Origin of the sequence: Streptococcus rupicaprae (genome assembly GCF_040545225.1) — a bacterium.
Lineage (GTDB): Bacteria > Bacillota > Bacilli > Lactobacillales > Streptococcaceae > Streptococcus > Streptococcus rupicaprae.
In genome coordinates, this window is record NZ_JBEPLO010000002.1 from 136174 (window position 1) to 159330 (window position 23157).

Genomic DNA, 23157 nt, shown 5'->3' on the forward strand with positions numbered 1-23157 from the left:
CTATGTCTCAAGATAAATACATCATGGCCATTGACCAGGGCACGACCAGCTCGCGTGCCATTATCTTTAACAAAAAAGGTGAAAAAGTTGCCTCCAGCCAGAAGGAATTTACCCAGATTTTCCCACAAGCTGGCTGGGTAGAGCACAATGCCAATGAAATTTGGAACTCTGTCCAATCGGTTATAGCAGGTTCCTTCATCGAAAGTGGGATCAAGCCTAACCAGATCGAGGCAATCGGGATCACCAACCAGCGCGAGACAACTGTGGTTTGGGATAAGGAAACTGGTCTTCCAATTTACAATGCCATCGTCTGGCAATCTCGTCAGACGGCCTATCTAGCTGACCAACTCAAAAAAGATGGTTATGAAGAACTCTTTCACAAGAAAACCGGTCTTGTGATTGACGCTTATTTCTCAGCGACCAAGGTCCGTTGGATCCTCGACCATGTGGATGGGGCTCAAGAGCGTGCAGAAAAAGGCGAGCTCCTCTTTGGGACCATTGATACCTGGCTGGTCTGGAAATTAACGGACGGCAAGTCTCACGTCACAGATTACTCCAATGCTGCCAGAACCATGCTCTACAACATCGAGGAGCTCAAGTGGGACGATGAAATTTTAGAAATCCTTAATATTCCCAAAGCCATGTTGCCAGAGGTGAAATCCAACTCTGAGATTTACGGCCATACAGCGTCCTTCCACTTCTACGGTGGTGAAGTACCGATCTCAGGAATGGCCGGTGACCAGCAGGCAGCCCTCTTTGGTCAGTTGGCCTTTGAACCAGGCATGGTTAAAAACACCTATGGGACAGGTTCCTTCATCGTGATGAATACAGGTGAAGACCTCCAAATCTCCAAGAACAAGCTCTTAACCACTATCGGATATGGGATTAACGGCAAGGTCTATTATGCTTTAGAAGGTTCGGTCTTTGTGGCTGGTTCAGCTATTCAGTGGCTCCGCGATGGCCTCAAGATGGTTCAGGCTTCTCCTGAGTCAGAGGATTTGGCCCGTGCCTCTAAGAACGATGATGAGATTTACGTGGTCCCTGCCTTTACAGGTCTTGGCGCACCTTATTGGGATTCAGAAGCTCGTGGTTCGGTCTTTGGCTTGACCCGTGGTAGCAGCAAGGAAGACTTCGTCAAGGCGACCCTGCAATCGATCGCCTATCAGGTCCGCGATGTCATTGATGCGATGAAAGATGACTCTAGCATTGACATTCCTGTCTTGAAAGTAGACGGCGGCGCAGCCATGAACGGTTACCTCATGCAGTTCCAGTCTGATATCTTGGGCATTGACATTGCCCGTGCCAAGAATCTAGAAACCACAGCTCTCGGTGCAGCCTTCCTAGCAGGTCTTGCGGTTGGCTACTGGAAGGACTTGGAAGAACTCAAGACCCTCAATGAGACAGGTGAGCGTTTTACCCCTAGTATGAACGAGTCTCGTAAGGAAAAACTCTACAAGGGTTGGAAAAAAGCGGTCAAAGCAACCCAAGTCTTTGCTGAGGCAGAATAAGACCAAGCCAATCGCACAAGCGACTTGTAGCCATGTGGAGGGGAACAGCCCCTCCCTCTACAAGTGAAAGAACACCATGGAAAGGAAAAACAGATGGTATTTTCCAAACAAACAAGACAAGATAATTTGAAAACCTTGCAAGAGACCACCCTAGATCTATTGGTTATCGGTGGTGGGATCACAGGTGCTGGGGTGGCCTTGCAGGCTGCCGCCAGTGGCCTGTCAACAGGCTTGATTGAGATGCAGGATTTCGCAGAAGGCACATCCAGCCGTTCAACTAAGTTGGTTCACGGTGGTTTGCGCTACCTTAAGCAATTTGACGTAGAAGTGGTAGCAGATACAGTTTCTGAACGGGCAGTTGTCCAACGCATCGCCCCCCACATTCCAAAACCAGACCCCATGCTCCTACCTGTTTATGATGAAGCTGGATCAACCTTTAGCCTTTTCCGCCTCAAGGTGGCCATGGACCTCTATGATCTCTTGGCCAATGTGAGCAACACTCCTTATGCTAATAAGATGCTTTCGGTGGAAGAAGTACTGGCCAAGGCACCTGGCCTGAAACAAGATGGGCTAATCGGTGGCGGCTACTACCTCGACTTCCGTAACAACGACGCTCGTTTAGTTATTGAAAACATCAAGAAAGCCCATGAAGATGGTGCATTGATTGCCAATCATGTCAAGGCAGAAGGCTTCCTCTACGATGACGAGGGCAAGGTGGTGGGCATCAAGGCTCGTGACCTCTTGACTGATGAGAGCTTGGACATCAAAGCCCGCTTGGTCATCAACACGACGGGGCCTTGGAGCGATGCGGTGCGCAATCTGGGCAATGGCCCAGCTGTACAGCAGTTGCGGCCAACCAAGGGGGTTCACTTGGTGGTGGACAACAGTCGTCTCAAAGTCAACCAACCGACCTATTTTGATACTGGTCTGGGAGATGGGCGGATGATTTTCGTTCTTCCTCGTGAAAACAAAACCTACTTCGGTACGACAGATACCGACTACAAGGGGGATTTAGCCAACCCGCAAGTGACCCGAGAAGATGTGGATTACTTGCTTGGCATTGTCAATAACCGTTTCCCAGAAGCCAACTTGACCCTTGAGGACATTGAGAGTGGCTGGGCAGGTTTGCGGCCGCTTCTATCTGGCAACTCAGCCTCTGACTACAACGGTGGCAATAGTGGTAAGATGAGCGATGAGAGCTTTGAGAACTTAATCGGAGCAGTCAAGGGCTATCTGGCGGATGAGCAGACCCGTGAAGATGTGGAAACAGCCGTTCAACACCTAGAAGGCAGTCTGTCTGAGAAGACTCTAGACCCGTCTGCGGTATCTCGTGGATCGAGCTTGGAACGAGATGACAATGGGCTCATCACCCTTGCTGGTGGTAAGATTACCGACTACCGCAAGATGGCGCAAGGTGCCTTGGAGTTGATCATCAAAATCTTGGCAGACGAGCACGGTCGCCACTTCAAGCTGATCAATTCGAAAATTTACCCTGTCTCAGGTGGCGAACTCAATGCCAACAACCTAGAGGCGGAAATCGAAAAACTGGCTCAGGAAGGCTTGACTGCTGGGCTGACGCATGAAGAAGCCCTCTACCTGACCAATCTCTACGGATCTAACGCACCAACCGTCTTTGCCCTGGCAAAAGAGGTTAAGAAAGCTGCAGGTTTGAGTCTAGCCGATACCCTATCGCTTCACTATGCCATGCGGTACGAATTAGCGCTTAGCCCAGTCGACTTCTTCTTGCGTCGGACCAACTACATGCTCTTTAAACGTGAGCAGGTCGATGCCCTTATCCAGCCTGTCTTGGATGAAATGGCGTCTTACTACGGCTGGACACCAGACGAAAAAGCGGCACAAGAAGAGCACCTGCAAGCAACCTTAGCCAATAATGACTTGGCACACTTGAAGTAACAAATAGAAAAGAGAAAAACGATGTTAATGAATGAATTAATTGGTGAATTTCTAGGAACAGCTATGCTGGTTCTTCTCGGTAATGGCGTTGTGGCAGGTGTTGTGCTCAACAAGACCAAGAACAACAATGCGGGCTGGATTGTGATCACGATTGGCTGGGCAATGGCTGTAACGATGTCAGTCTTTACTTTCGGTAAATTAACACCGGGTGCCCATTTTAACCCTGCGGTGACCATTGCTATGGCAGTAGCAGGGAATACGCCTTGGAGCTCTGTTATCCCATATATTATTGCGCAGTTCTTAGGAGCCTTCCTCGGTCAATTGATCGTTTGGCAAATGTACAAGCCACATTATGATGCGACCGAAGACACTGGTGCTGTTCTAGGCACCTTTGCCACCGGCCCAGCACTTTATGACAAGGCGTCTAACTACATCTCTGAAATTGTCGGCACGTTTGTTCTGGTATTTACCATCCTTAGTTTTGGCCTGCAAGAATTGGCTGCGGGCTTGACTCCACTTTTAGTAGGTGGTTTAGTGCTAGCTATCGGTCTATCCCTTGGTGGCACAACAGGTTATGCCATCAACCCTGCGCGTGACCTTGGACCTCGTATCGTCCATCACTTCCTACCGCTCAAGCACAAGGGCGACTCTGACTGGGGCTATGCTTTGGTACCAGTCCTTGGTCCAATCATCGGTGCAGTTCTAGCAGCTGTTCTCCATGGCTTGATTTTCTAATAATCTTCTAAACTAATATATAAAAAACGGCTAACATTCCTCTCCACTGTCTTTAGGGAGGAAGTTAACCGTTTTTGTTTTAGGATTTAAAAAGAGAATACTCTGTGGCTTGACGCCAAAAACTATCGTTATTCTTGACTGTGCTGATCAGAAAAACACTCTTTGTTCTGTAATAATTTCGTCAGGTAAGCTTATTAGTTTTAAACTAAAATAGCTATAGATTAAATATTGACAGTTTGGTAGAGGATATCCGCTAAAATCTGAGGGGATTCTTCATAGCCACTACGTATCCAAGTTAAGATGGTTCTCAAAATGGTATGGACATAATATTCAAGTGCATATTTAGCCGGAACCCGATAGGCTTTTTCTAACTGAGCACTGAGGTTTTTAATCTCAGAATACTTCAGCATATTTAGTATGTAGTTTTCAACAATTTTATCAAAGCCTTCAAACTTCGTTGCTAAAGGGTAATAAATATTCTTTCGATCTCTTAGCAAGATAAGGAGTTGGGTAATGGTTGGCTTTTGATAAAGCAAGTCATCATTTAATATGATAGTTAGTTGATCAAAGGCATAGTTTAAAGTGGCTGTGACAAGATCCTCTTTACTGCTAAAGTAATTATAGAAGGTTGATTTGCTGACATCAGCAGCTTTGATAATCGTTTGTGCTCCGATTTCCTCAATGGGGGTTGTTAAAAGCAGCTGACAGAAGGCTGTCATGATCCGTAATTCAGTTTTTTTATGTTTCATATTTGTCCTCATATATATATATATATATATATTATTTTCTTAAGAAATTCAAGAAATTGGTCTGGAAATATTTTTCAAAAAAATAATTCTAAATCATTAAAAAAATGGACGGAACAAAAGAAATTTTCCATGGTTGATTTTAAAAATAGTGTAAAATTGTAAGGATGAATATAAAAAGAGGTTATTATGGAAAAACGTGATATTTTTAAACGTCGAAAGAATAAGGCATATAAAAATCTAGTTTCTTTTGGGAAATATGGGGTTGTTTTAGGGACAGCATTTTTGGCCTTCAGCCAAGCAGAGGTCACCTTAGCAACAGAACTTAGTGGTGTTTCCGATAATCAAGATGTAAAAACGCCTGAATCAGAAGATTCGGGACTTGTGCCAGGTGCTGAAAACTTGGATCAAGTTCAACCAGCCGGAGCACCTGCTGAGGCAGTGTCACCTGCAGGCATCACTGCTGAGGAAGCTGCGGCCCAACCAGCACTTATCCAACCAACAACGGTTGATGTGAAGTTTGATGGTGCTGACCGTGCCAAAAACAATATTGCAGAAGGCTCTGAGTTGAATGACGGTCAAATTGTTACGGTTAAAGTTAACATGGATCTTCCAGACTCAGACATCAAGGCTGGTGACTACCTTGACATCAAATTGCCAAACCATCTGCAGACTGTACCTAACCCTCAAACCATTGCCATCAATGATGCTACTGGAACGAAGGTTGCTGACTTGATTTTGCAAAACAACCGCGATAACAGCGGAACATTTACGGGGACAACGGGTAAAGTGGTCTTTACAGATGGTTTCAAGGAAACTGTTGACAAGAAGATTGCCTTTGACTTCAACGTATCAAACACAAGTTTCTGGGGTCATCAAGAGACTAAAGATCTTGCTGTGACCATTAACTCTACAGGCTACAATGGTCCGTCTGTATCGCTTTACCGTTCATTAGTTGTAGACTTTGGTACCTCGACCCGTCTCTGGCAGTTAGATACTCCATACAAGCTCTACCACCAGTCAGAGGTTGCTATCGTTAATCGCGAGGAACCAACTTATACAACTGTTGTCTATAAACTTGCCGAGGATACATTGGACTATGCGCGTTACGATGTAGCGACCATTCGTGAGAAGGGGTATGACCTCCTGTTGGGAACAGCTCGTAATAATCGTCGCAATGTAAATACTAAAAATAATGATCTTGGCATCACTGCGGAAGTGGATGACGAAGGAACAACAGTAACACTCAGAATCCCTAACATGCCAGCAGGCTTTGGTCTTAACGGAGGCTCTATTCCAGTTGACTTGAGCGCCAAAGCCATCGCTGAGCAGCACGTTCAATGGTACAACAGTACCATGGATGTCTACGTCGATCCAGTAGGTTCTGAACCAGACCTAACTAGGACACCAAATCGTGTAGCAAAAGGGAAGAACACCTATCAGTTCACAGGGGCATCAGCTAGCTCTGCCAATACCAATGTGGTAATTGTTAATCATGTTGACGAAAAAGGCACACCGTTGGCACCTCGTGAGACACAAACAGGTCTCCGTATTGGCACACCTTACACTACAAACCCTTTAACCCTTCCAAACTATGAATTGGTTGCAAAACCAGTTAACAGCACAGGAACAGTTACCAAAGATGCAACTGGCGCACCAATCACTGTTACTTATGTTTACAGACCAACTCAGACGGTATCAGAGGAAACTAAGACTGTTACTCGTACCATCAAGTACGTTGATGACAAGGGTAATGAAGTGGCACCATCAGTTGAACAAACTGTGATTTACACCCGTACAGTGACAACCAACGACGTGACTGGTGATAAAACATACGGTGACTGGACAGCCAACCAAGACTTACCAGCAGTGACTAGCCCAGAGGTAGCAAACTACACACCAGATAAAGCTGTTGTGCCAGTCTTGCCAACCACTCCAGAGTCGTCAGATGTTGAAGAAACAGTGATCTACACACCAACAACTTCTGAATCAACTGAAACCAAGACTGTTACTCGTACCATCAAGTACGTTGATGACAAGGGTAATGAAGTGGCGCCATCAGTTGAACAAACCGTGACTTACACCCGTACAGTGACAACCAACGACGTGACTGGTGAGCAAACATACGGTGACTGGACAGCCAACCAAGACTTACCAGCAGTGACTAGCCCAGAGGTAGCAAACTACACACCAGATAAAGCTGTTGTGCCAGTCTTGCCAACCACTCCAGAGTCGTCAGATGTTGAAGAAACAGTGATCTACACACCAACAACTTCTGAATCAACTGAAACCAAGACTGTTACTCGTACCATCAAGTACGTTGATGACAAGGGTAATGAAGTGGCACCATCAGTTGAACAAACTGTGACTTACACCCGTACAGTGACAACCAACGACGTGACTGGTGAGCAAACATATGGTGACTGGACAGCCAACCAAGACTTGCCAGCAGTGACTAGCCCAGAGGTAGCAAACTACACACCAGATAAAGCTGTTGTGCCAGTCTTGCCAACCACTCCAGAGTCGTCAGATGTTGAAGAAACAGTGATCTACACACCAACAACTTCTGAATCAACTGAAACCAAGACTGTTACTCGTACCATCAAGTACGTTGATGACAAGGGTAATGAAGTGGCACCATCAGTTGAACAAACTGTGACTTACACCCGTACAGTGATAACCAACGACGTGACTGGTGAGCAGACCTATGGTGATTGGACAGCTAACCAAGACTTGCCAGCAGTAACCAGTCCAGAAGTTCCTAAACATACCACTGACACCAAAGAAGTGCCAGCTCTTCCAACGACCCCAGAGTCATCAAATGTAGAGGTGACAGTAGTCTACAACCCTACGTTCACTACGTCAACTGAGACTAAGACCGTGACTCGTACGATTACCTATGTCTATGAGAATGGTGATAAGGCTGCTGAAACAGTGACTCAAACCGTTACCTTCACACGCGAGGTGACAACCAATGATGTGACCGGTGAGAAGACTTATGGTGACTGGACACCTGAGCAAGACTTGGAGCAAGTGAAGAGTCCAGAAATTACTGGTTATACCCCAGATAAAGAAACAGTTGATAAAGTGACTGTCTCTGCTGATTCTGAGGATATTGCAGTTGTTGTTGTCTACAAGGCTAAGCCTATTGTTACGCCAGAAACACCTGCTCCGAAGCCTAACACTCCTTCAACGACACCAAAGCCATCTCCTGTTAAACCAGCAGATAAGTCAGTGGAACCAGCTCCGGTTAATCCAATTATGCCAACATCAAAAACTGACGCTCCAAAAGCAACAAAAGCACCAGTTGCGAGCTTGCCTAAGACAGGAGACTCAGCAAATGCGTCCGTAATGTTTGGTTTTGGCCTTCTGAGCCTAATTGGTTTAACTGGATTAAAGCGCAAAAAAGAAGACTAATGAACCATATTGGCTAACAGCCTTCAATTTAAGAAGACTTTTCTGGAAGGATCTAGTAGCTCCTCGCTAGTAGATTCCAAAGGGAGTCTTCTTTTTTGCAAATGGAGCATACGTCTAAAAAGTTTACAGAGGGGCATCCCCAATAGTAAAGTGTATTAAAACGTTCCAAAGTCCCAAGTGGTTCTGTAAATTTTGAGTAGTTGTTAGCTGAAGCCATAAAAACCATTGGTAGAACTGTTTTTAACTCATGCTAGGCAAATGACTAAAGCGTGGCTTTTAGGAAGCATATCTTCTTGAAAAGTGACGTTTTAGTTAGAGGTATTGGAATCGATAAAACATAAGAACCGATAATTCGTGAAAATATAATCTGTTTGAAATTCTTAAAAAAGAGATATAAGAAGATGAACCACACCCCAAAAGTTAGAAACAAAATCTAACGATTGGGGTGCTTTTCTTATATGAAATTGAACGCTAACGATAAAGTTGAAATCTATCACTTAAAACAATCAGGTTGGACTTGGCAACAACGCAGCAAAAGATTTTAATGTGACTAAGGTTCATCTCCAATACTTGGTCCGACTGATTGACAAACATGGATTAGACTGTGTTCAAAAAGGTAAAAATAACTACTATTCACCAGAATTGAAAGAGCAAATCATCAACGAAGTCCTATCATCATTTTTTGGAATCTAAGGGCATTCGTCCTTCCATGTCTCGCAAAGGCAATAGCACTGACAATGGGATGATGGAATTCTTCTTTGGCAGCCTTAAATCCGCGATGTATTATGGCTATAAAAAGACCTTCAAATCACTAGAACAGCTTGAGCGAGCCATCACAGACTATATTTTTACTTCAACAATAAACGCATTAAGACAAAACTAAAAGCACTTAGACCTGTTCAATACAGAACTCAAACCTTTCAGTAATATTTCTTGTCCAACTTTTGGGGGTCAGTACAAGAAAGGTATATCTTTTTTTAAAGTATGGGAGGTCTAGGTATTCAGAGCAAGCACATGTAAAAAGCCTTTTGTTGAAAAACTTTTGAAACTGTTAAAACCTCAATTTTTTAGATATTTCGAAAGAGTTTACTCAAACATATTTGTCTTATCTTCTTGGCAATAGCGCTTGAAAAAATGGCTTTCTTTAATCACTGTTCTTGAACCCTAACTGTTCAGGATAATTTTCTGTCTTTCAGAATTTGATTAGGAATTTTTTCTTCATACGTACGGTGTGATTAGCATTAACATTAACTAGAGTAGGATTCATTTTTATGGTATAATGGGGTGTTATCAAATAGAGGTTTCATTCGCCTCGAAGGAGAAAAAAATGACCGAAAAGAATTTCTACATTACCACACCGATTTATTACCCATCTGGTAAGCTTCATATCGGCTCTGCCTACACAACCATAGCCTGTGATGTACAAGCTCGCTACAAGCGTCTGATGGGCTATGATGTCTTTTATCTGACCGGTCTTGATGAGCACGGTCAAAAGATTGAAGCCAAGGCAGCAGAAGCAGGTCTTGACCCACAAACCTATGTGGACGGGATGGCAGAAGGGGTTGAGAAGCTTTGGGATTTGCTGGATATTTCTCATGATGTCTTTTACCGCACGACCAATCCAGAACACGAAAAGGCTGTTCAACGGATTTTTGAAAAACTCCTGGTACAAGACGATATCTACCTTGGGGAATACTCGGGTTGGTACTCGGTTTCTGACGAGGAATTTTTTACAGAAAGCCAGTTGACCGAAGTCTTTCGTGACGAAACCGGTAAAGTGACAGGCGGGATTGCCCCATCTGGTCACGAGGTAGAATGGGTGTCAGAAGAGTCTTATTTCTTCCGTATGGGCAAATATGCTGATCGCCTCTTGGCCTTTTACAAGGAAAATCCTGACTTCATCACGCCAAATAGTCGGATGAACGAGATGATCAAAAACTTCATCGAGCCAGGTCTGGAAGACTTGGCGGTGTCACGGACCAGCTTTACCTGGGGCATTAAAGTTCCAAATAATCCGAAACACGTGGTCTATGTCTGGCTGGATGCCCTCTTTAACTACATGACAGCTCTTGGTTTAGAAAATGATTTGGAAAACCGTTTGGAAAGGTTCTGGCCTGCTGACATTCACATGGTTGGTAAGGATATCTTGCGTTTCCACAGTATTTACTGGCCAATCTTCCTCATGGCACTTGACTTGCCGTTGCCAAAGCGCTTGGTCGCTCATGGCTGGTACGTTATGCAAGATGGCAAGATGTCTAAGTCAAAAGGTAACGTGGTTTACCCAGAAATGCTGGTGGAGCGCTACGGTTTAGACCCGCTACGCTATTACCTCATGCGTAGCCTGCCAGTCGGTTCTGACGGAACCTTTACGCCAGAAGACTACGTTGGTCGGATCAACTATGAGTTGGCCAATGACCTTGGAAACCTCCTCAACCGGACAGTTGCGATGATCAACAAGTACTTTGACGGAAAAGTACCAAGCCTGTCTGCTGGTCAGACGGAATTTGACGCCGACTTAGAAGCTACGGCGACACAAGCTATCTCAGACTACCACAAGTACATGGACTTGGTCGACTACCCACGTGCTCTTGAGGCTGTTTGGAGCTTGATTGCCCGCACCAACAAATATATTGATGAGACCGCTCCTTGGGTGCTGGCAAAAGATGCAGACCAAAAAGGCAACCTTGGCTCTGTCATGGCGCATTTAGCGGAAAGCTTGCGCGTAGTTGCTCATTTAATCGCTCCATTCATGATGGAAACGGCAACCAGCATCGTTAGTCAATTGGGCCTCGGTGAGGTTGCAGCAATGGAAGATTTGACTTTCGGTCAGTTCCCAGAAAATGTGACGGTGGTGGCGAAAGGTACCCCAATCTTCCCACGTCTTGATATGGACGAGGAAATTGCCTACATCAAGGACCAAATGGCTGCTGGTAAACCTGCAACCGAAAAAGAATGGGTGCCAGAAGAGGTTGAATTGGCCCTCAACAAGCCTGAAATCAAGTTTGAAGACTTTGACCAAACGGAAATCCGTGTGGCAGAAGTCATCGACTGTCAAAAAGTTGAGGGGTCTGATAAATTACTTCAATTCCGACTGGATGCAGGAGATGCCGAACACCGTCAAATCTTGTCTGGCATTGCCAACTTTTATCCAAATCCAGAAGCATTGATCGGTCTCAAAGTCCAGATTGTAGCCAATCTCAAACCTCGTAAAATGATGAAAAAATACGTCAGCCAAGGCATGATTCTCTCTGCAGAACATGATGGCAACTTAACCCTCTTAACTGTTGACCCATCTGTGCCAAACGGCAGTGTGATTGGGTAGGAAACATGAGACTTTTGCTTTTAGGGGATAGTTTGTTTGCCCGTTGTGAGGGCAAACAAGTTCCCCATATAGAATATTCTCTCCATCAGCTAGCTACTGATCTGAGCATCGAGAACTGGGCGGTGTCAGGGGATAACTCCTTTGATTTGTTGGCGCACTTGGCTGAGCGGGAGTTGCCAGATTGTGATCGAGTAGTGGTTTTTATTGGGGCCAATGATTTAGCTCAGCACAAGCAAGTGTTTTTGGGAGAGTATCAGGCTAACCTGAGCCAGATTGTTCAAGAGCTGAAAAAGCAGTTCTCTTCGGAGCAGATTCTTCTCTTGACGCCTGCTCCAGTTGACGAGCGTAAACAAGTCTATCGAACCAACCGCTTAGTCGCTCTCTATGGGGAAGTGGTCAAAAAGATTGCTTGTCAAGAAGGGGTCGACTTGCTAGATACAGTCGCTCTTTTTGATGGGCAGGCATTGCCAGTTTCGGACTTACTCAAGGGCCAGCTGGATGATGGGGTGCACTTTGGTAGCCTAGCTTATGGCCTCTTGGCAGAAGGGATATTAGCAAGGTTTCTTGAACGAGCATAGACCCTGTAATGTTCGTGTCTTCCTCAAGTGACCGGTTATAGTTCCTCATTCAAGGCCATTTTTTCGGATATTCAATAGGCTTAAAAAAAGAGTAGACTTAACTGCTCCAGTCAAGCGTTCTGCTAGTGGATACAGGTTCTCAATTTTCAGCAGGTTGCCTTAGAGGTGACCTGTTTTCTCAAGACAGAAAGGTATGGTATGCATAAAATTTTATTGGTAGAAGATGATCCGACGATCAGTAACTTGGTCAAAAAAAACTTAGAGCAGTGGGGCTTTGAGGTAATAGATATAGCTGATTTCACCCAAGTTTTACAGGTTTTTACTCAGACGGAGCCTCATTTAGTTCTATTAGATTTGACCCTACCTTTCTTCAATGGCTATTACTGGTGTCAGGAAATCCGCAAGCTATCAAAAGTTCCGATTGTCTTTTTATCCTCGCATGATCAGGCGATGGACATTGTCATGGCTATCAATATGGGGGCGGATGACTATGTGACCAAACCCTTTGAAATGACTGTGCTTTTGGCTAAAATTCAAGGGATTTTGCGACGGTCTTATGAGTTTGCCGGAGAAGGTGATGCTAGTTTACTGGATTATCAAGGGGTCGTGTTGGACTTAAAAACCGCTCAGCTTCGCTACCAAGGACAGGCTTTTGACCTGACGAAAAATGAATTTCAGGTGATCCAGGTCTTGTGGCGCCACGGGCAAGAGGTTGTCAGTCGTGAGGAGTTGATGCAGGCTCTTTGGCATAGCGATGTCTTTATTGATGATAATACATTAACGGTTAATATGACCCGGCTGCGCAAGAAATTGAGAGATATTGGTTTGGGTGATCTGATCGTGACTAAGAAAGGATTGGGCTATTGTCTGGCCAAACTGGAGGAAAGAGAGTGATGCAGCGATTTTTAAACGCTTATTTACGGTCGCGTTTCTTATGGATAGGGAGTGCTGTGTCAGTAGTTTTCTGTCTATTCCTCTTTTCAAAGATCTTTGAAGCTGTACAAGACCTCCTTATCTATCAATTGAGCCTTATTGTCCTAATGATTTCCGTGGTAGTTAGCATGGATATAGCGAGGGAATGGCGTAAATTTCGAGACAGTCAAGAGAATCGGTTACTGGATGAAGCCTTTTTAAGTCCAAGTGAAAGGGTCCTTCAAAGCCAATTGAAGGCTAAACAAGAAGAACTAAAGATGATGCAACTTCGGACAAGAAAAAATCAAGAAGAGACGATGGACTATTTTACCCTATGGGCACATCAGATTAAAATTCCTCTGACAGCAAGCAACCTTCTCTTGAAAGAATTAAAGAAAGAGCCGAACGTCAAACAATTAGAGCAGGAATTGTTCCGCCTAGGACAATACGCAGATATGGCTATGGCCTACTTGCGGTTGGAGAGTTTCCATGAGGACTTGGTGTTGGAGAAGGAGGATGTCCATGTCTTGGTTCGAGAGGTCTTGAAAAAATTTACACTCTTTTTCATTCGCAACTCCCTTCGTTTGGAATTTGCTGATTTTGAATACTGGGTCGTGACTGATCGCAAATGGCTCATGGTGGTACTTGAGCAGGTCTTATCCAATGCTATCAAATACACACGATCCGGCATCATTTCGATCTATATGAAAGGGGATACTCTCGTCATTGCAGATACGGGTATAGGGATTCAAGTCAGTGATGTGCAGCGTGTCTTTGAACGCGGTTTTTCAGGATTTAACGGCCGTGTGAACCAACAGTCATCCGGCCTAGGGCTTTATCTCTCTAAAACCATTATGGAAAAATTAGGACACCAGATTGAGTTGACTTCTCAAGTTGGTCAAGGAACGCAAGTAAAATTGCATTTTCCACAAAAAAGTCTGGCTCAAGATTGATACCTTACAAAATTGTAAGAATAGATGGACAAAATGAAAGGTAAAGTTAAGGTAAGAACTCCGAAGATAAGGTAGACTAGTATCAGAACTATGGGAAATCCCCAAATGAGAAAAGGAGAATCTTATGCCACTTTTAGATGTACAGCATATTCAAAAAATCTACAAAACACGGTTTTCCAGTAACCAAGTAGAGGCCCTAAAAGACATTCATTTCACGGTTGACGAGGGCGAATACGTCGCCATCATGGGGGAATCTGGCTCAGGGAAATCGACCCTGCTCAACATCCTAGCCATGTTGGATACACCAACTGCAGGACAAGTCTTGCTCAATGGAATGGACACCCAGTCCATTAAAGCAAAAGAGGCTTCCGCTTTTCGGCGGGAAAAGTTGGGATTTGTGTTCCAAGACTTTAACTTATTAGATACTCTTTCAGTCAAGGATAATGTTCTTTTGCCCTTGGTTTTGTCGCGTCGGCCGATTGGAGAGATGACCAAGCGGCTTCTAGAAGTTCTCAATATGCTTGGGATTGCTAGCCTTAAGGACAAAATGCCTTACGAATTATCTGGTGGCCAAAAGCAGCGGGTAGCTGTAGCGCGTGCTATTATTAGTAAACCTGAAATCCTTCTGGCGGATGAGCCGACTGGAGCTCTAGATTCCAAATCCTCAGCCACCCTCTTGGATGTTTTTGAGACCATCAACCAGACGGGTCAAACCATCCTCATGGTGACCCATTCAACCAGTGCAGCCAGCCGGGCTAACCGAGTTCTCTTTATCAAGGATGGTAGGCTTTACAATCAGATTTTCCGTGGTGACAAGACGGAACGCCAAATGTTCCAGCAGATTTCAGATACCTTAACCGTTATGGCAGGAGGTGAGTAGCATGTTTGGATTGATTCGCCAACTGGCTGTCAGCAACCTTCTCAAAAATCGCTCCCTCTATTACCCTTTTGTGCTTGCGACCAGCTTAACCATTGCCATTTTTTACATCTTTGTGTCCTTGACGTTTAACCCTGGCCTCCAAGAAGTTTATGGCGGTGCTCAAGTGATTATGATATTAGGCCTGGGCTCCTTTATTGTCGCAGTAGCCTCTCTTGCCATCATCCTTTATGCTAATAGCTTTGTCATGAAAAATCGCACCAAAGAATTGGGGCTTTATGAGATTCTAGGGCTGAACAAAGGCCATCTGGTTCAGATGGTGGGAATCGAGCTCCTCTTGTTTGGTCTGATCAGTACGGGACTTGGTCTGGGCCTGGGACTTCTTCTGGACCAGCTGATTTATGCTATTCTCCTAAAAATGATGGATTGGCCTGTCGTTTTAGCATCAACCTTCCAGTGGTCGAGTGTGCTTGCGACTATGATATTGTTTGCTGGGATTTTCTTTCTCACTTTTCTTCTCAATGGGGTTAAGCTGATTCGCCTCAAGGCTTTGGAATTAAATAAAGAAAGTAAAAAAGGGGAGAAAAAAGGACGTTTTCTGGGCATACAGACCCTTCTGGGACTTGGTCTTTTAGGTGGGGGCTACTATCTGGCCAATATCGTCAAGGATCCGGTGACAGCAATCAGCCTGTTCTTTATTGCGGTCCTTCTTGTCATGGCCGCGACTTATCTGCTCTTTAATGCAGGGATCACCGTCTTTCTTCGTTTTTTGAAAAAGCGAGCAGGCTATTACTACCAACCCAAGAACTTTATTTCGACTTCCAACCTGATCTTTCGGATGAAGAAAAATGCGGCTGGGCTTGCCACTATTGCCATCTTGTCCACCATGGTCTTGGTAACCATGGCCGGAGGGAGCAGCATCTACATCGGAACCAATAGCTTCGTTGAAAAGAGCAATCCGCATGCTATTTCCCTCAAGATGGACAAGCAGCCACAGGATCCAACAGCGCTAAGCGATTTGTCCCGTCTCTTGGATGACTTTAAGGAGAAGGAGCAGATTCCTGCGACCAAGCAAGTGGCCTATCGCTATATGATGGGGGCTATCGCAAAGATGGAGGGGAATACGGTCATTCCCTACAACGCTGAAACACGCGGTCTGCCAGAAGGGGCTATCTTTATGGTGGGGACTGGCGATTACCAGGCTATGACAGGGGAGCGGGTCGAGCTGAAAGATGGAGAGGCCATGCTCCGAGTGGAAGGGCATCAGATAGATAAGAACCAGCCCTTTGTCTTGAATGGTCAGGCTTTTCAGATCGTCGAAGGAGAAGTTGAAAACTTTATCAAGGGCAATGTCTCAGATAATCTAGCCGGGATTTTCAGCAAGAATGTCTATATGGTTGTCGCAGATGCTGAAGAGGTCCTCAAGCAATTGCCTAGCTATGACCCAACTAGCGATCAGCTGACCAGTCTGACCCAGTATTATTACGTCGGATTGGATACCAGCCTGTCAAGGGATCAGCAATTGGCCCTCGAAGAACCGCTCAATGCTTTGCTCAAGGAAAAGTTCCAGGATCAGACAGCAGTCTACAGTTCTTTTCGGGCACGCAACCAAAAGGAAATCACGACCCTCTTTGGTTCTCTCTTCTTTATTGGGATGCTCTTGACTGTCATCTTTATGCTGGGTACGGTCCTTGTCATCTACTACAAGCAGGTGTCAGAAGGCTACGAGGATCGGGAAAACTTTGTTATCTTGCAAAAGGTTGGTTTGGATGAAGACCAGACCCGTCAAACGATCCGTAAGCAAGTGCTGGTTGTCTTCTTATTGCCACTGGTTTGTGCCTTTGTCCATCTGGCTGCGGCCTTTACCATGCTGGACAAGATCCTGCACCTCTTTGTTCCCATGTCTACCCTGCACATCCTGCAAGTCACGCTCGGAGTCTGTTTAGTCTTTCTCCTTGTTTACCTGATGGTGTTTGCTATTACCTCACGCAGTTATCGGAAAATTGTGAGTTAGTAGGTGCGATTCTTGTAAGAAGGAGTTCTGGCCATTTGTGTAGGCTATTTGGTCTGCGGTTGAGCAATACTACCTTTATCAGCCTCTCGCTTTGTCAGGTGATACTCAAAGGTAACCTAGCAAACGAAGCTGATGATGGAACTGGAGTTCATCGAAGCGAATTGACAAGGACTTTCTTTGATTGGCAAAGAAGATGAGAATGGACTCTTAGCAGTAGGCTTATCCTAGGATCACTTGTTAACTCTGTAATACTCAAAAACGTCTAAACAGTCAATGTTTAGGCGTTTTTGAGTATTACATGCCTTCTAGCGCATCCAGAAGCGTAATTTTGAGAAGGTTTTAAGAGTGCTAGGTGCAAAGAGAATGAGCATGGGATAGATTTCCAGACGGCCAGCCAGCATGGAGAAGGTGAGGACCAATGTGTTCCAATCCGAGTAGGCAGAGAAATTAGACATTGGGCCTACCGCTCCCAAACCAGGTCCGATATTGTTAAAGGTGGCTGCAACAGCAGTGAAGGCGGTCGTCAGGTCTTTAGATTCAAATGAGACACTGAAGAGGATCAGACCAAAGACTAAAATATAGACCAGGAGGTAGTGGGCGAGGTTAATCTGGCGCTCTTTCTCGATGATTTTTTTATTGAAGAGGGGCGTCACGACGCGTCTGGGCTGGCCAACCCGTCGTAATTCTGACAAGGCCATCTTAATGTAGATCAGCACCCGCGAGACTTTGAGACCACCAGCGGTCGATCCAGCACTTCCCCCAATAAACATCAGGCTGATAAGGATCAGGTGACTGATGATATTCCAATCATTAAAATCTGCTGTTGAATAACCAGTCGTTGTAATGATGGAGGAGACATTGAAGAAGGCGACACGGAGACCATCCCAAATATTCTGGTAATGGGGGAGGATATTGAGGAGAATACCGATCGTCGCTACTAGAATGATGCCGAGGTAGGTCTTAAATTCTTCGTCTTTGAGTGCCTCAAATCCTGATCCAATCAAGATAAAGTAATAGATGTTAAAATTGATTCCAAAGAGCATCATGCCAAAGCCGATAAGCCACTCCACCAGTTGAGGGTTGCTGTAGATGGCAAAGCCAGCATTGTTGATTCCAAATCCTCCTGTTCCAGCAGTTCCAAAGGATAGGAGCAAGCTGTCAAAGAGAGGCACGCCTGCCAGGCAGAGGATGAGGATCATGACTGCTGTCATGGAAATATAGATGGCATAGAGGATGCGTGCGGTCTGGGTCAATTTGGATACGATTTTACCAAAGACAGGACCAGGGACTTCAGCTCGCATGAGCTGAACAGTGTCCGAACCAGCATTTGGCAGAATGGCCAGTGTAAAAACCAAAATCCCCATTCCACCGATCAGATGGGTAAAACTCCTCCAGAAGAGAGAAGACTTTTCCAAAACGGAAAGATCAGAGAGAATGCTTGAACCAGTTGTTGTAAAACCGCTGGAAATTTCAAAAAAAGCGTCAAAAGGATTGGGGATTTCACCGCTCAGAACCAAGGGCAAGGCCCCAAATAAGGACAGAAAAATCCAAGCCAAGGCGACCGTGAAAATGCCTTCGCGGGCGGTTAATTTGAATTGCGCAGGTTTTTTAAAACATAGGAGAAAGCCTACAAGATAGAGCCCTAACACAACGCTGCCGTAAGCGAACTTTTGTCTAGGGCTCTCGCCATAGACAAAACTAACGAGCAAGGGCAGGGACAAGAGCCCAGCCTCGATTTGCATGAGTTTACCGATAAAATAACGAATAAGGGACTGTCGCATACTAGGCCTCCAAAATATCGTTAATATCGGTCAAATGATTGTGGGTCGTTACCAGAATCACACGGTCGTGTGGTTGGAGGCTATCCTGACCGGCAGGAAAGATCAGTTCCTCGTTGCGGATGATACTGACGATAAAAAGATCCTTACGGAGTTTGAGTTCCTGCAACGGAATAAAACAAACTTTGGATTCTTTTTTGACCCTAAATTGAAGGGCTTCGACCTGGTTATCTGCTAGGCGATAAAGTGCTTCGACGTTTGAGCCTTGAAGGTTGGTCCGAGAGCGAATGAAACGGATGATATCGTTAGCAATCAACTGTTTTGGGGTAATAATGGACTTGATTTTAATATCGCCCAAGATTTTGAGAATCTTGGTTCGGCTCATTTTAGTGATGACCTTTTTGATACCAGAATGCTTAGCGTAGACTGAGGTAATCAAATTTTCCTCATCAACACCAGTCAATGAGACAAAGGCATCATACTGAGTAAGGCCTTCCTCCTCCAGGAGGGTAGGATCCGTTCCGTCTCCCCAGACAACGGTCGTCTGAGGCCATTCGACACTGAGGACTTCACAACGGTCTTCATCTTGCTCAATAACCTTGGTATCAATCCGGCTCTTTGAAAGGAGCTTGAGCAAGTAGTGGGCAATCCGTCCACCTCCGACAACCATGACACTCTTGATCTGACCATCACCATCTAAGAGGCATTGGCGGAATTTGAGCATATCATTTACAAAACCTGTCACATGGACTCGATCACCGACTTGGAGGCGACTATCTGCTTTAGGAATCATGACCTCGTCTCCACGGTGGATGATACACACCCGCAAACTCCCAAATTTGCTCTTATAGTCATATAAGGGAATACCGACGAGTGACGAACGATCTGAAATTTCAAACTCAACCAGGTTGATTCGACCTCCCATAAAGGTTTCAACGCTGAGCGACGACGGGTACTTGATGATGGCTGCGATATCTCGGGCTGCTGAAAAATCAGGATTGATAAGGAGGTCAATTCCAAGGCTATCTCTGACGAAATCAAACTGGGTAGCATACTCAGGGTTACGGACGCGGGCCACGGTATATTTGGCACCAATCTTGCGGGCCATAATAGCTGAAATGATATTGATTTCATCTGTCTCACTGGTGGCAATAAAGACATCCGCATCTTTAACACCAGCTTCAACCTGAATGTCATAGGCCGCAGCATTACCTACAAGACCTGTTATGTCGTAGTGATCCAGCAAATGTTCTAAAACATCAGGATTTTTTTCAATTAAAACCAAATCGTGATATTGATTAGCAAGTTCCTCGCAAAGCAACTCTCCGACCTTGCCGCCTCCGGCAACAATAATTTTCACAGTGTTTCCTCCATATGAATCATAGAACTAGAAGTTATGATTCAAAAAGACTTTCCAAATAGAATAGAGCTATTATAGCATAAGCCGTGGGAGAATACCACTAAATCTAATAGTATATGAGGCCAGCTACTCATTTGAAAATTTTACAGAATTTCTGCACTAATCAAATTCTCAGGAACCAATCAAAAATTCTAAATTAATTTTGAAATCCTTTTCATTTTGGAAAAAATGAGGTATAATAAAGGAGAATTTTCAGGAAATAAGGAGAAAACCATGTCTAAAAAAATTATTGGCATTGATCTTGGCGGAACATCTGTCAAGCTGGCCATTCTGACACAGGAAGGCGAAATCCAGGAAAAATGGTCGATTAAGACCAATATCCTAGATGAAGGAAGTCATATTGTTCCAGATATTATCGACTCTATTCAGAGCAAGTTAGACAGCCACGGCTTGACCAAGGATGATTTTCTAGGAATTGGGATGGGTTCACCTGGTGTCGTTAATAGCCAGAAAGGAACGGTTATCGGAGCATATAACCTCAACTGGAAAACCCTGCAACCGATTCGTCAGCAGATTGAAGGTGCGCTTGGCATTCCGTTCTTTATTGACAACGATGCCAACGTTGCTGCGCTTGGTGAGCGCTGGGTTGGTGCTGGCGAAAACAATCCTGACGTCGTCTTTATGACGCTGGGAACAGGTGTCGGTGGCGGCGTTATTGCTGGTGGCAATCTGATTCATGGCATTGCAGGAGCTGGTGGTGAGCTGGGCCATATCACCGTTGATTTTGACCAGCCGTTCGAGTGTACCTGTGGCAAGAAGGGATGCCTGGAAACTGTTGCTTCTGCAACAGGCATTGTCAATCTAGCCCGTCGTTTTGCCGCTAACTATGCTGGAGATTCCAAGCTCAAGGCGCTCGTGGACGATGCCCAGGATGTGACCGCCAAGGATGTCTTTGATCTGGCGAAGGAAGGCGATGCACTTGCCTTGATGGTCTATAAGCAGTTTGCCCACTATCTGGGCACGGCCTGTGCTAATATTGCCAGCGTCCTCAACCCAGCCTACATCGTTATCGGTGGTGGTGTGTCTGCCGCAGGCGACTTCTTGCTGGATGGTGTGCGCAAGGTCTTCGAGGAAAACAGCTTCCCACAAATTCGTACCTCAACGACCCTCTCTCTAGCCACTCTTGGCAATGATGCGGGCGTGATCGGAGCAGCTTCTCTGGTGCTCTAAGAAACAGTTGAAGAAAGATAGAACTTCCTTATCCTCTGGTGATGAGGGGTGCTATTCTGCCTCAGGCATAGTGAGACTCTTTGAAAATCAAAGATAGCCTTTATCAACTTGCTTCGAGAAACTCCAGTTCTATCATCAGCTTCGTTTCCTAGACTAGACTGCTTTTCTTCGAGTATTAAGGCGCCAAACCCATGAAGAAACGACGATTTCAGAAAGCTTTTTCAGCGAAGTAGTGAATTTTTAGATGACAGGTGTCGTAAAATTTCTGAGAGATGAAGAGACTAGTGCCGATTATCGAAATGTTTTTAAGAAACGTTAAAAAATGCATGTAGCTAGAAAAGGGTTGCATGCATTTTCTTCATGCCTACGCGTGCCTAGTCAAAGAAGGGTCTTGACAAGAATTTGTTAACTGGTAAAATATTACTTAGGAAAGAGGAGCTTACAATGAAACCTACTAAGTTTTTTTTATTTTTAAGTCTATGCTTAACTAGTTTATTACTTGTAGCCTGTCAGGGGCAAGAGGCTTCACCCAAGAATGGCGGCTTGAAAATTATGACCAGTTTTTACCCTGTCTATGCTCTGACCCAATATATCTCAGGCGAACTCAATGAGGTTCAAATCTTGCAATCTCAGTCAGGCATCCATGGCTTTGAACCCTCAGCAGCAGATGTTGCAAAGATTTATGAGTCGGATGTTTTCATCTATCATTCCCATACCTTGGAAAATTGGGCTGGCGCCTTAGAACCTAATTTGAAAGGTTCTGATGTAGCTGTGATAGAAGCGACAGCAGGGATGAGCTTGGACCGTGTCAAGGGCTTGGAAGACCTAAAGCCCAAATCGGGTCAAGATGAGTCCAGCCTCTACGACCCCCATACCTGGACAGACCCGATCAAGGCGGCTGAAGAAGCCCAGGTGATTGCGGACCAGTTGTCAAAAATTGATCCTAAAAACAAGAAGACCTATCAGGCTAATGCGCAGGCCTTCGCGGAGCAAGCCCACAAATTAGTTGATCGTTACGAAAAAGAGTTTGCCAAGGCACCGTCAAATTATTTCGTAACTTCTCACACGGCCTTTTCTTACCTGGCCAAGCGGTTTGGTCTGGAACAGCTGGGCATTGCAGGGATTTCAACGGAGCAGGAGCCGACATCCAGACAGTTGGCGGAGATCGAAGAATTCGTCAGGGAACATCAAGTAGGAACGATTTTTGTAGAACAGGGCGTTTCTCCAAAATTAGCAGAGACCGTGGCTCAGGCGACGGGAGCTGAGTTAGCCACCTTGAGCCCACTGGAAATCGACCCTCAAAATGGTCTGTTCTACCTTGAAAACTTAGAAGAAAATCTCAAAATTTTGCTAGATTCTTTGAAGAAGGCCCCTTCTAGAGCCTCCAAAACATCGTCGGATCAAGCTGCTGGTCACCAAGGAAAGGAATCTAAGACCATGGCTGAGATTGACCAGGAGGAAGGGATTTCGGCAGAGCAGGTTGTGATCAGTATCACAGAGGATGGCTATGTGACCTCTCACGGGGACCATTATCATTTTTATAATGGTAAGGTACCATTTGATGCCTTGATCAGTCAGGACTTGATTTGGACGGATCCAGCTTATCAGTTGAACAAAGAGGATATTGTCCATGAAGTCGAAGACGGCTACATTATCAAACGACAAGATGCCTATTACCTTTACCTCAGAGAAGGAAGTCAGAAAGTGCGTATTCGTCAATAAGAAATTTTCATAGGAAAAGTTAGAATATAAGCGGACTAGGGGCTGGGCTCCTAGTTTTCATTTGGGTCAAGACAACAATCTGAATCAACCG

The 23157-nt window shown here is 45.1% G+C and carries 15 protein-coding genes and 2 pseudogenes; 14 read left to right on the forward strand and 3 right to left on the reverse strand.

All coding sequences use genetic code 11. The features are described 5' to 3' along the window. The first annotated feature begins 2 nt into the window (after positions 1-2). The 3 genes from glpK to ABID29_RS01550 all read left to right on the forward strand — a co-directional run bounded on the left by glpK (position 3) and on the right by ABID29_RS01550 (position 4157). The gene (gene glpK / locus ABID29_RS01540) at positions 3-1508 is read left to right on the forward strand and encodes a glycerol kinase GlpK (protein ID WP_354363912.1); all 1506 of its coding nucleotides are present in this window, start codon (positions 3-5) and stop codon (positions 1506-1508) included. A gap of 93 nt (positions 1509-1601) precedes the next feature. After that, entirely contained in the window at positions 1602-3422 is a 1821-nt protein-coding gene (gene glpO, locus ABID29_RS01545) for a type 1 glycerol-3-phosphate oxidase (RefSeq protein WP_354363913.1), read from the forward strand. A gap of 21 nt (positions 3423-3443) precedes the next feature. Continuing rightward, entirely contained in the window at positions 3444-4157 is a 714-nt protein-coding gene (locus ABID29_RS01550; protein ID WP_246201242.1) for an MIP/aquaporin family protein, read from the forward strand. Between the two features lie 221 nt (positions 4158-4378). Here the strand turns inward: ABID29_RS01550 and ABID29_RS01555 are convergent, their stop codons facing one another. Further along, positions 4379-4906 carry a TetR/AcrR family transcriptional regulator gene (locus tag ABID29_RS01555; protein WP_354363914.1) on the reverse strand — a complete coding sequence of 176 codons (528 nt, stop codon included), beginning with the start codon at positions 4904-4906 and terminating at the stop codon, positions 4379-4381. Between the two features lie 186 nt (positions 4907-5092). On the opposite strand from ABID29_RS01555, the gene ABID29_RS01560 reads away from it, so the two are divergent. The 8 genes and pseudogenes from ABID29_RS01560 (at position 5093) to ABID29_RS01595 (ending at position 16976) form a co-directional block, all read left to right on the forward strand. Continuing rightward, positions 5093-8320, forward strand: coding sequence for a mucin-binding protein (locus ABID29_RS01560; protein ID WP_354363915.1), 3228 nt, complete (start codon positions 5093-5095; stop codon positions 8318-8320). A gap of 667 nt (positions 8321-8987) precedes the next feature. Beyond that, positions 8988-9247 (forward strand): annotated as a pseudogene (locus ABID29_RS01565) (IS3 family transposase); the annotation flags it as partial. A gap of 400 nt (positions 9248-9647) precedes the next feature. Next, positions 9648-11642, forward strand: a complete 1995-nt coding sequence (gene metG / locus ABID29_RS01570; RefSeq protein ID WP_435533141.1) for a methionine--tRNA ligase — start codon at positions 9648-9650, stop codon at positions 11640-11642. Between the two features lie 5 nt (positions 11643-11647). Next, complete coding sequence (locus tag ABID29_RS01575) at positions 11648-12220, forward strand: GDSL-type esterase/lipase family protein (RefSeq protein WP_354363917.1); 573 nt, start codon at positions 11648-11650, stop codon at positions 12218-12220. A 198-nt stretch (positions 12221-12418) separates the two neighbouring features. Further along, positions 12419-13114: a response regulator transcription factor gene (locus ABID29_RS01580; protein WP_354363918.1), complete on the forward strand. Its 696-nt coding sequence runs from the start codon at positions 12419-12421 to the stop codon at positions 13112-13114. After that, on the forward strand, positions 13114-14085 hold the full coding sequence (locus tag ABID29_RS01585; RefSeq protein WP_354363919.1) for a sensor histidine kinase: 972 nt from the start codon (positions 13114-13116) through the stop codon (positions 14083-14085). Before ABID29_RS01580 ends, ABID29_RS01585 begins: the two co-directional genes overlap by 1 nt. Positions 14086-14209: 124 nt before the next feature. Continuing rightward, positions 14210-14965, forward strand: coding sequence for an ABC transporter ATP-binding protein (locus ABID29_RS01590; protein ID WP_168549014.1), 756 nt, complete (start codon positions 14210-14212; stop codon positions 14963-14965). Between the two features lies 1 nt (position 14966). Next, a complete protein-coding gene (locus ABID29_RS01595) occupies positions 14967-16976 on the forward strand; it encodes an FtsX-like permease family protein (protein ID WP_354363920.1) in 2010 nt (669 codons plus the stop codon). Between the two features lie 305 nt (positions 16977-17281). Here ABID29_RS01595 and ABID29_RS01600 read toward each other — a convergent pair whose 3' ends face one another. Next, positions 17282-18757: a TrkH family potassium uptake protein gene (locus ABID29_RS01600; protein ID WP_354363921.1), complete on the reverse strand. Its 1476-nt coding sequence runs from the start codon at positions 18755-18757 to the stop codon at positions 17282-17284. A gap of 1 nt (position 18758) precedes the next feature. Beyond that, positions 18759-20114 carry a Trk system potassium transporter TrkA gene (trkA, locus tag ABID29_RS01605; RefSeq protein ID WP_354363922.1) on the reverse strand — a complete coding sequence of 452 codons (1356 nt, stop codon included), beginning with the start codon at positions 20112-20114 and terminating at the stop codon, positions 18759-18761. 273 nt (positions 20115-20387) lie between these two features. Between trkA and ABID29_RS01610 the strand changes: the two genes are divergently transcribed. The 3 genes and pseudogenes from ABID29_RS01610 (at position 20388) to ABID29_RS01620 (ending at position 23066) form a co-directional block, all read left to right on the forward strand. Then, positions 20388-21344 carry an ROK family glucokinase gene (locus ABID29_RS01610; RefSeq protein ID WP_354363924.1) on the forward strand — a complete coding sequence of 319 codons (957 nt, stop codon included), beginning with the start codon at positions 20388-20390 and terminating at the stop codon, positions 21342-21344. A 444-nt stretch (positions 21345-21788) separates the two neighbouring features. Then, positions 21789-22709: pseudogene (locus ABID29_RS01615) on the forward strand (metal ABC transporter solute-binding protein, Zn/Mn family); the annotation flags it as partial. Further along, a complete protein-coding gene (locus ABID29_RS01620; RefSeq protein ID WP_354363946.1) occupies positions 22704-23066 on the forward strand; it encodes a pneumococcal-type histidine triad protein in 363 nt (120 codons plus the stop codon). The pseudogene ABID29_RS01615 and the gene ABID29_RS01620, both read left to right, overlap by 6 nt. Positions 23067-23157: the final 91 nt, after the last annotated feature.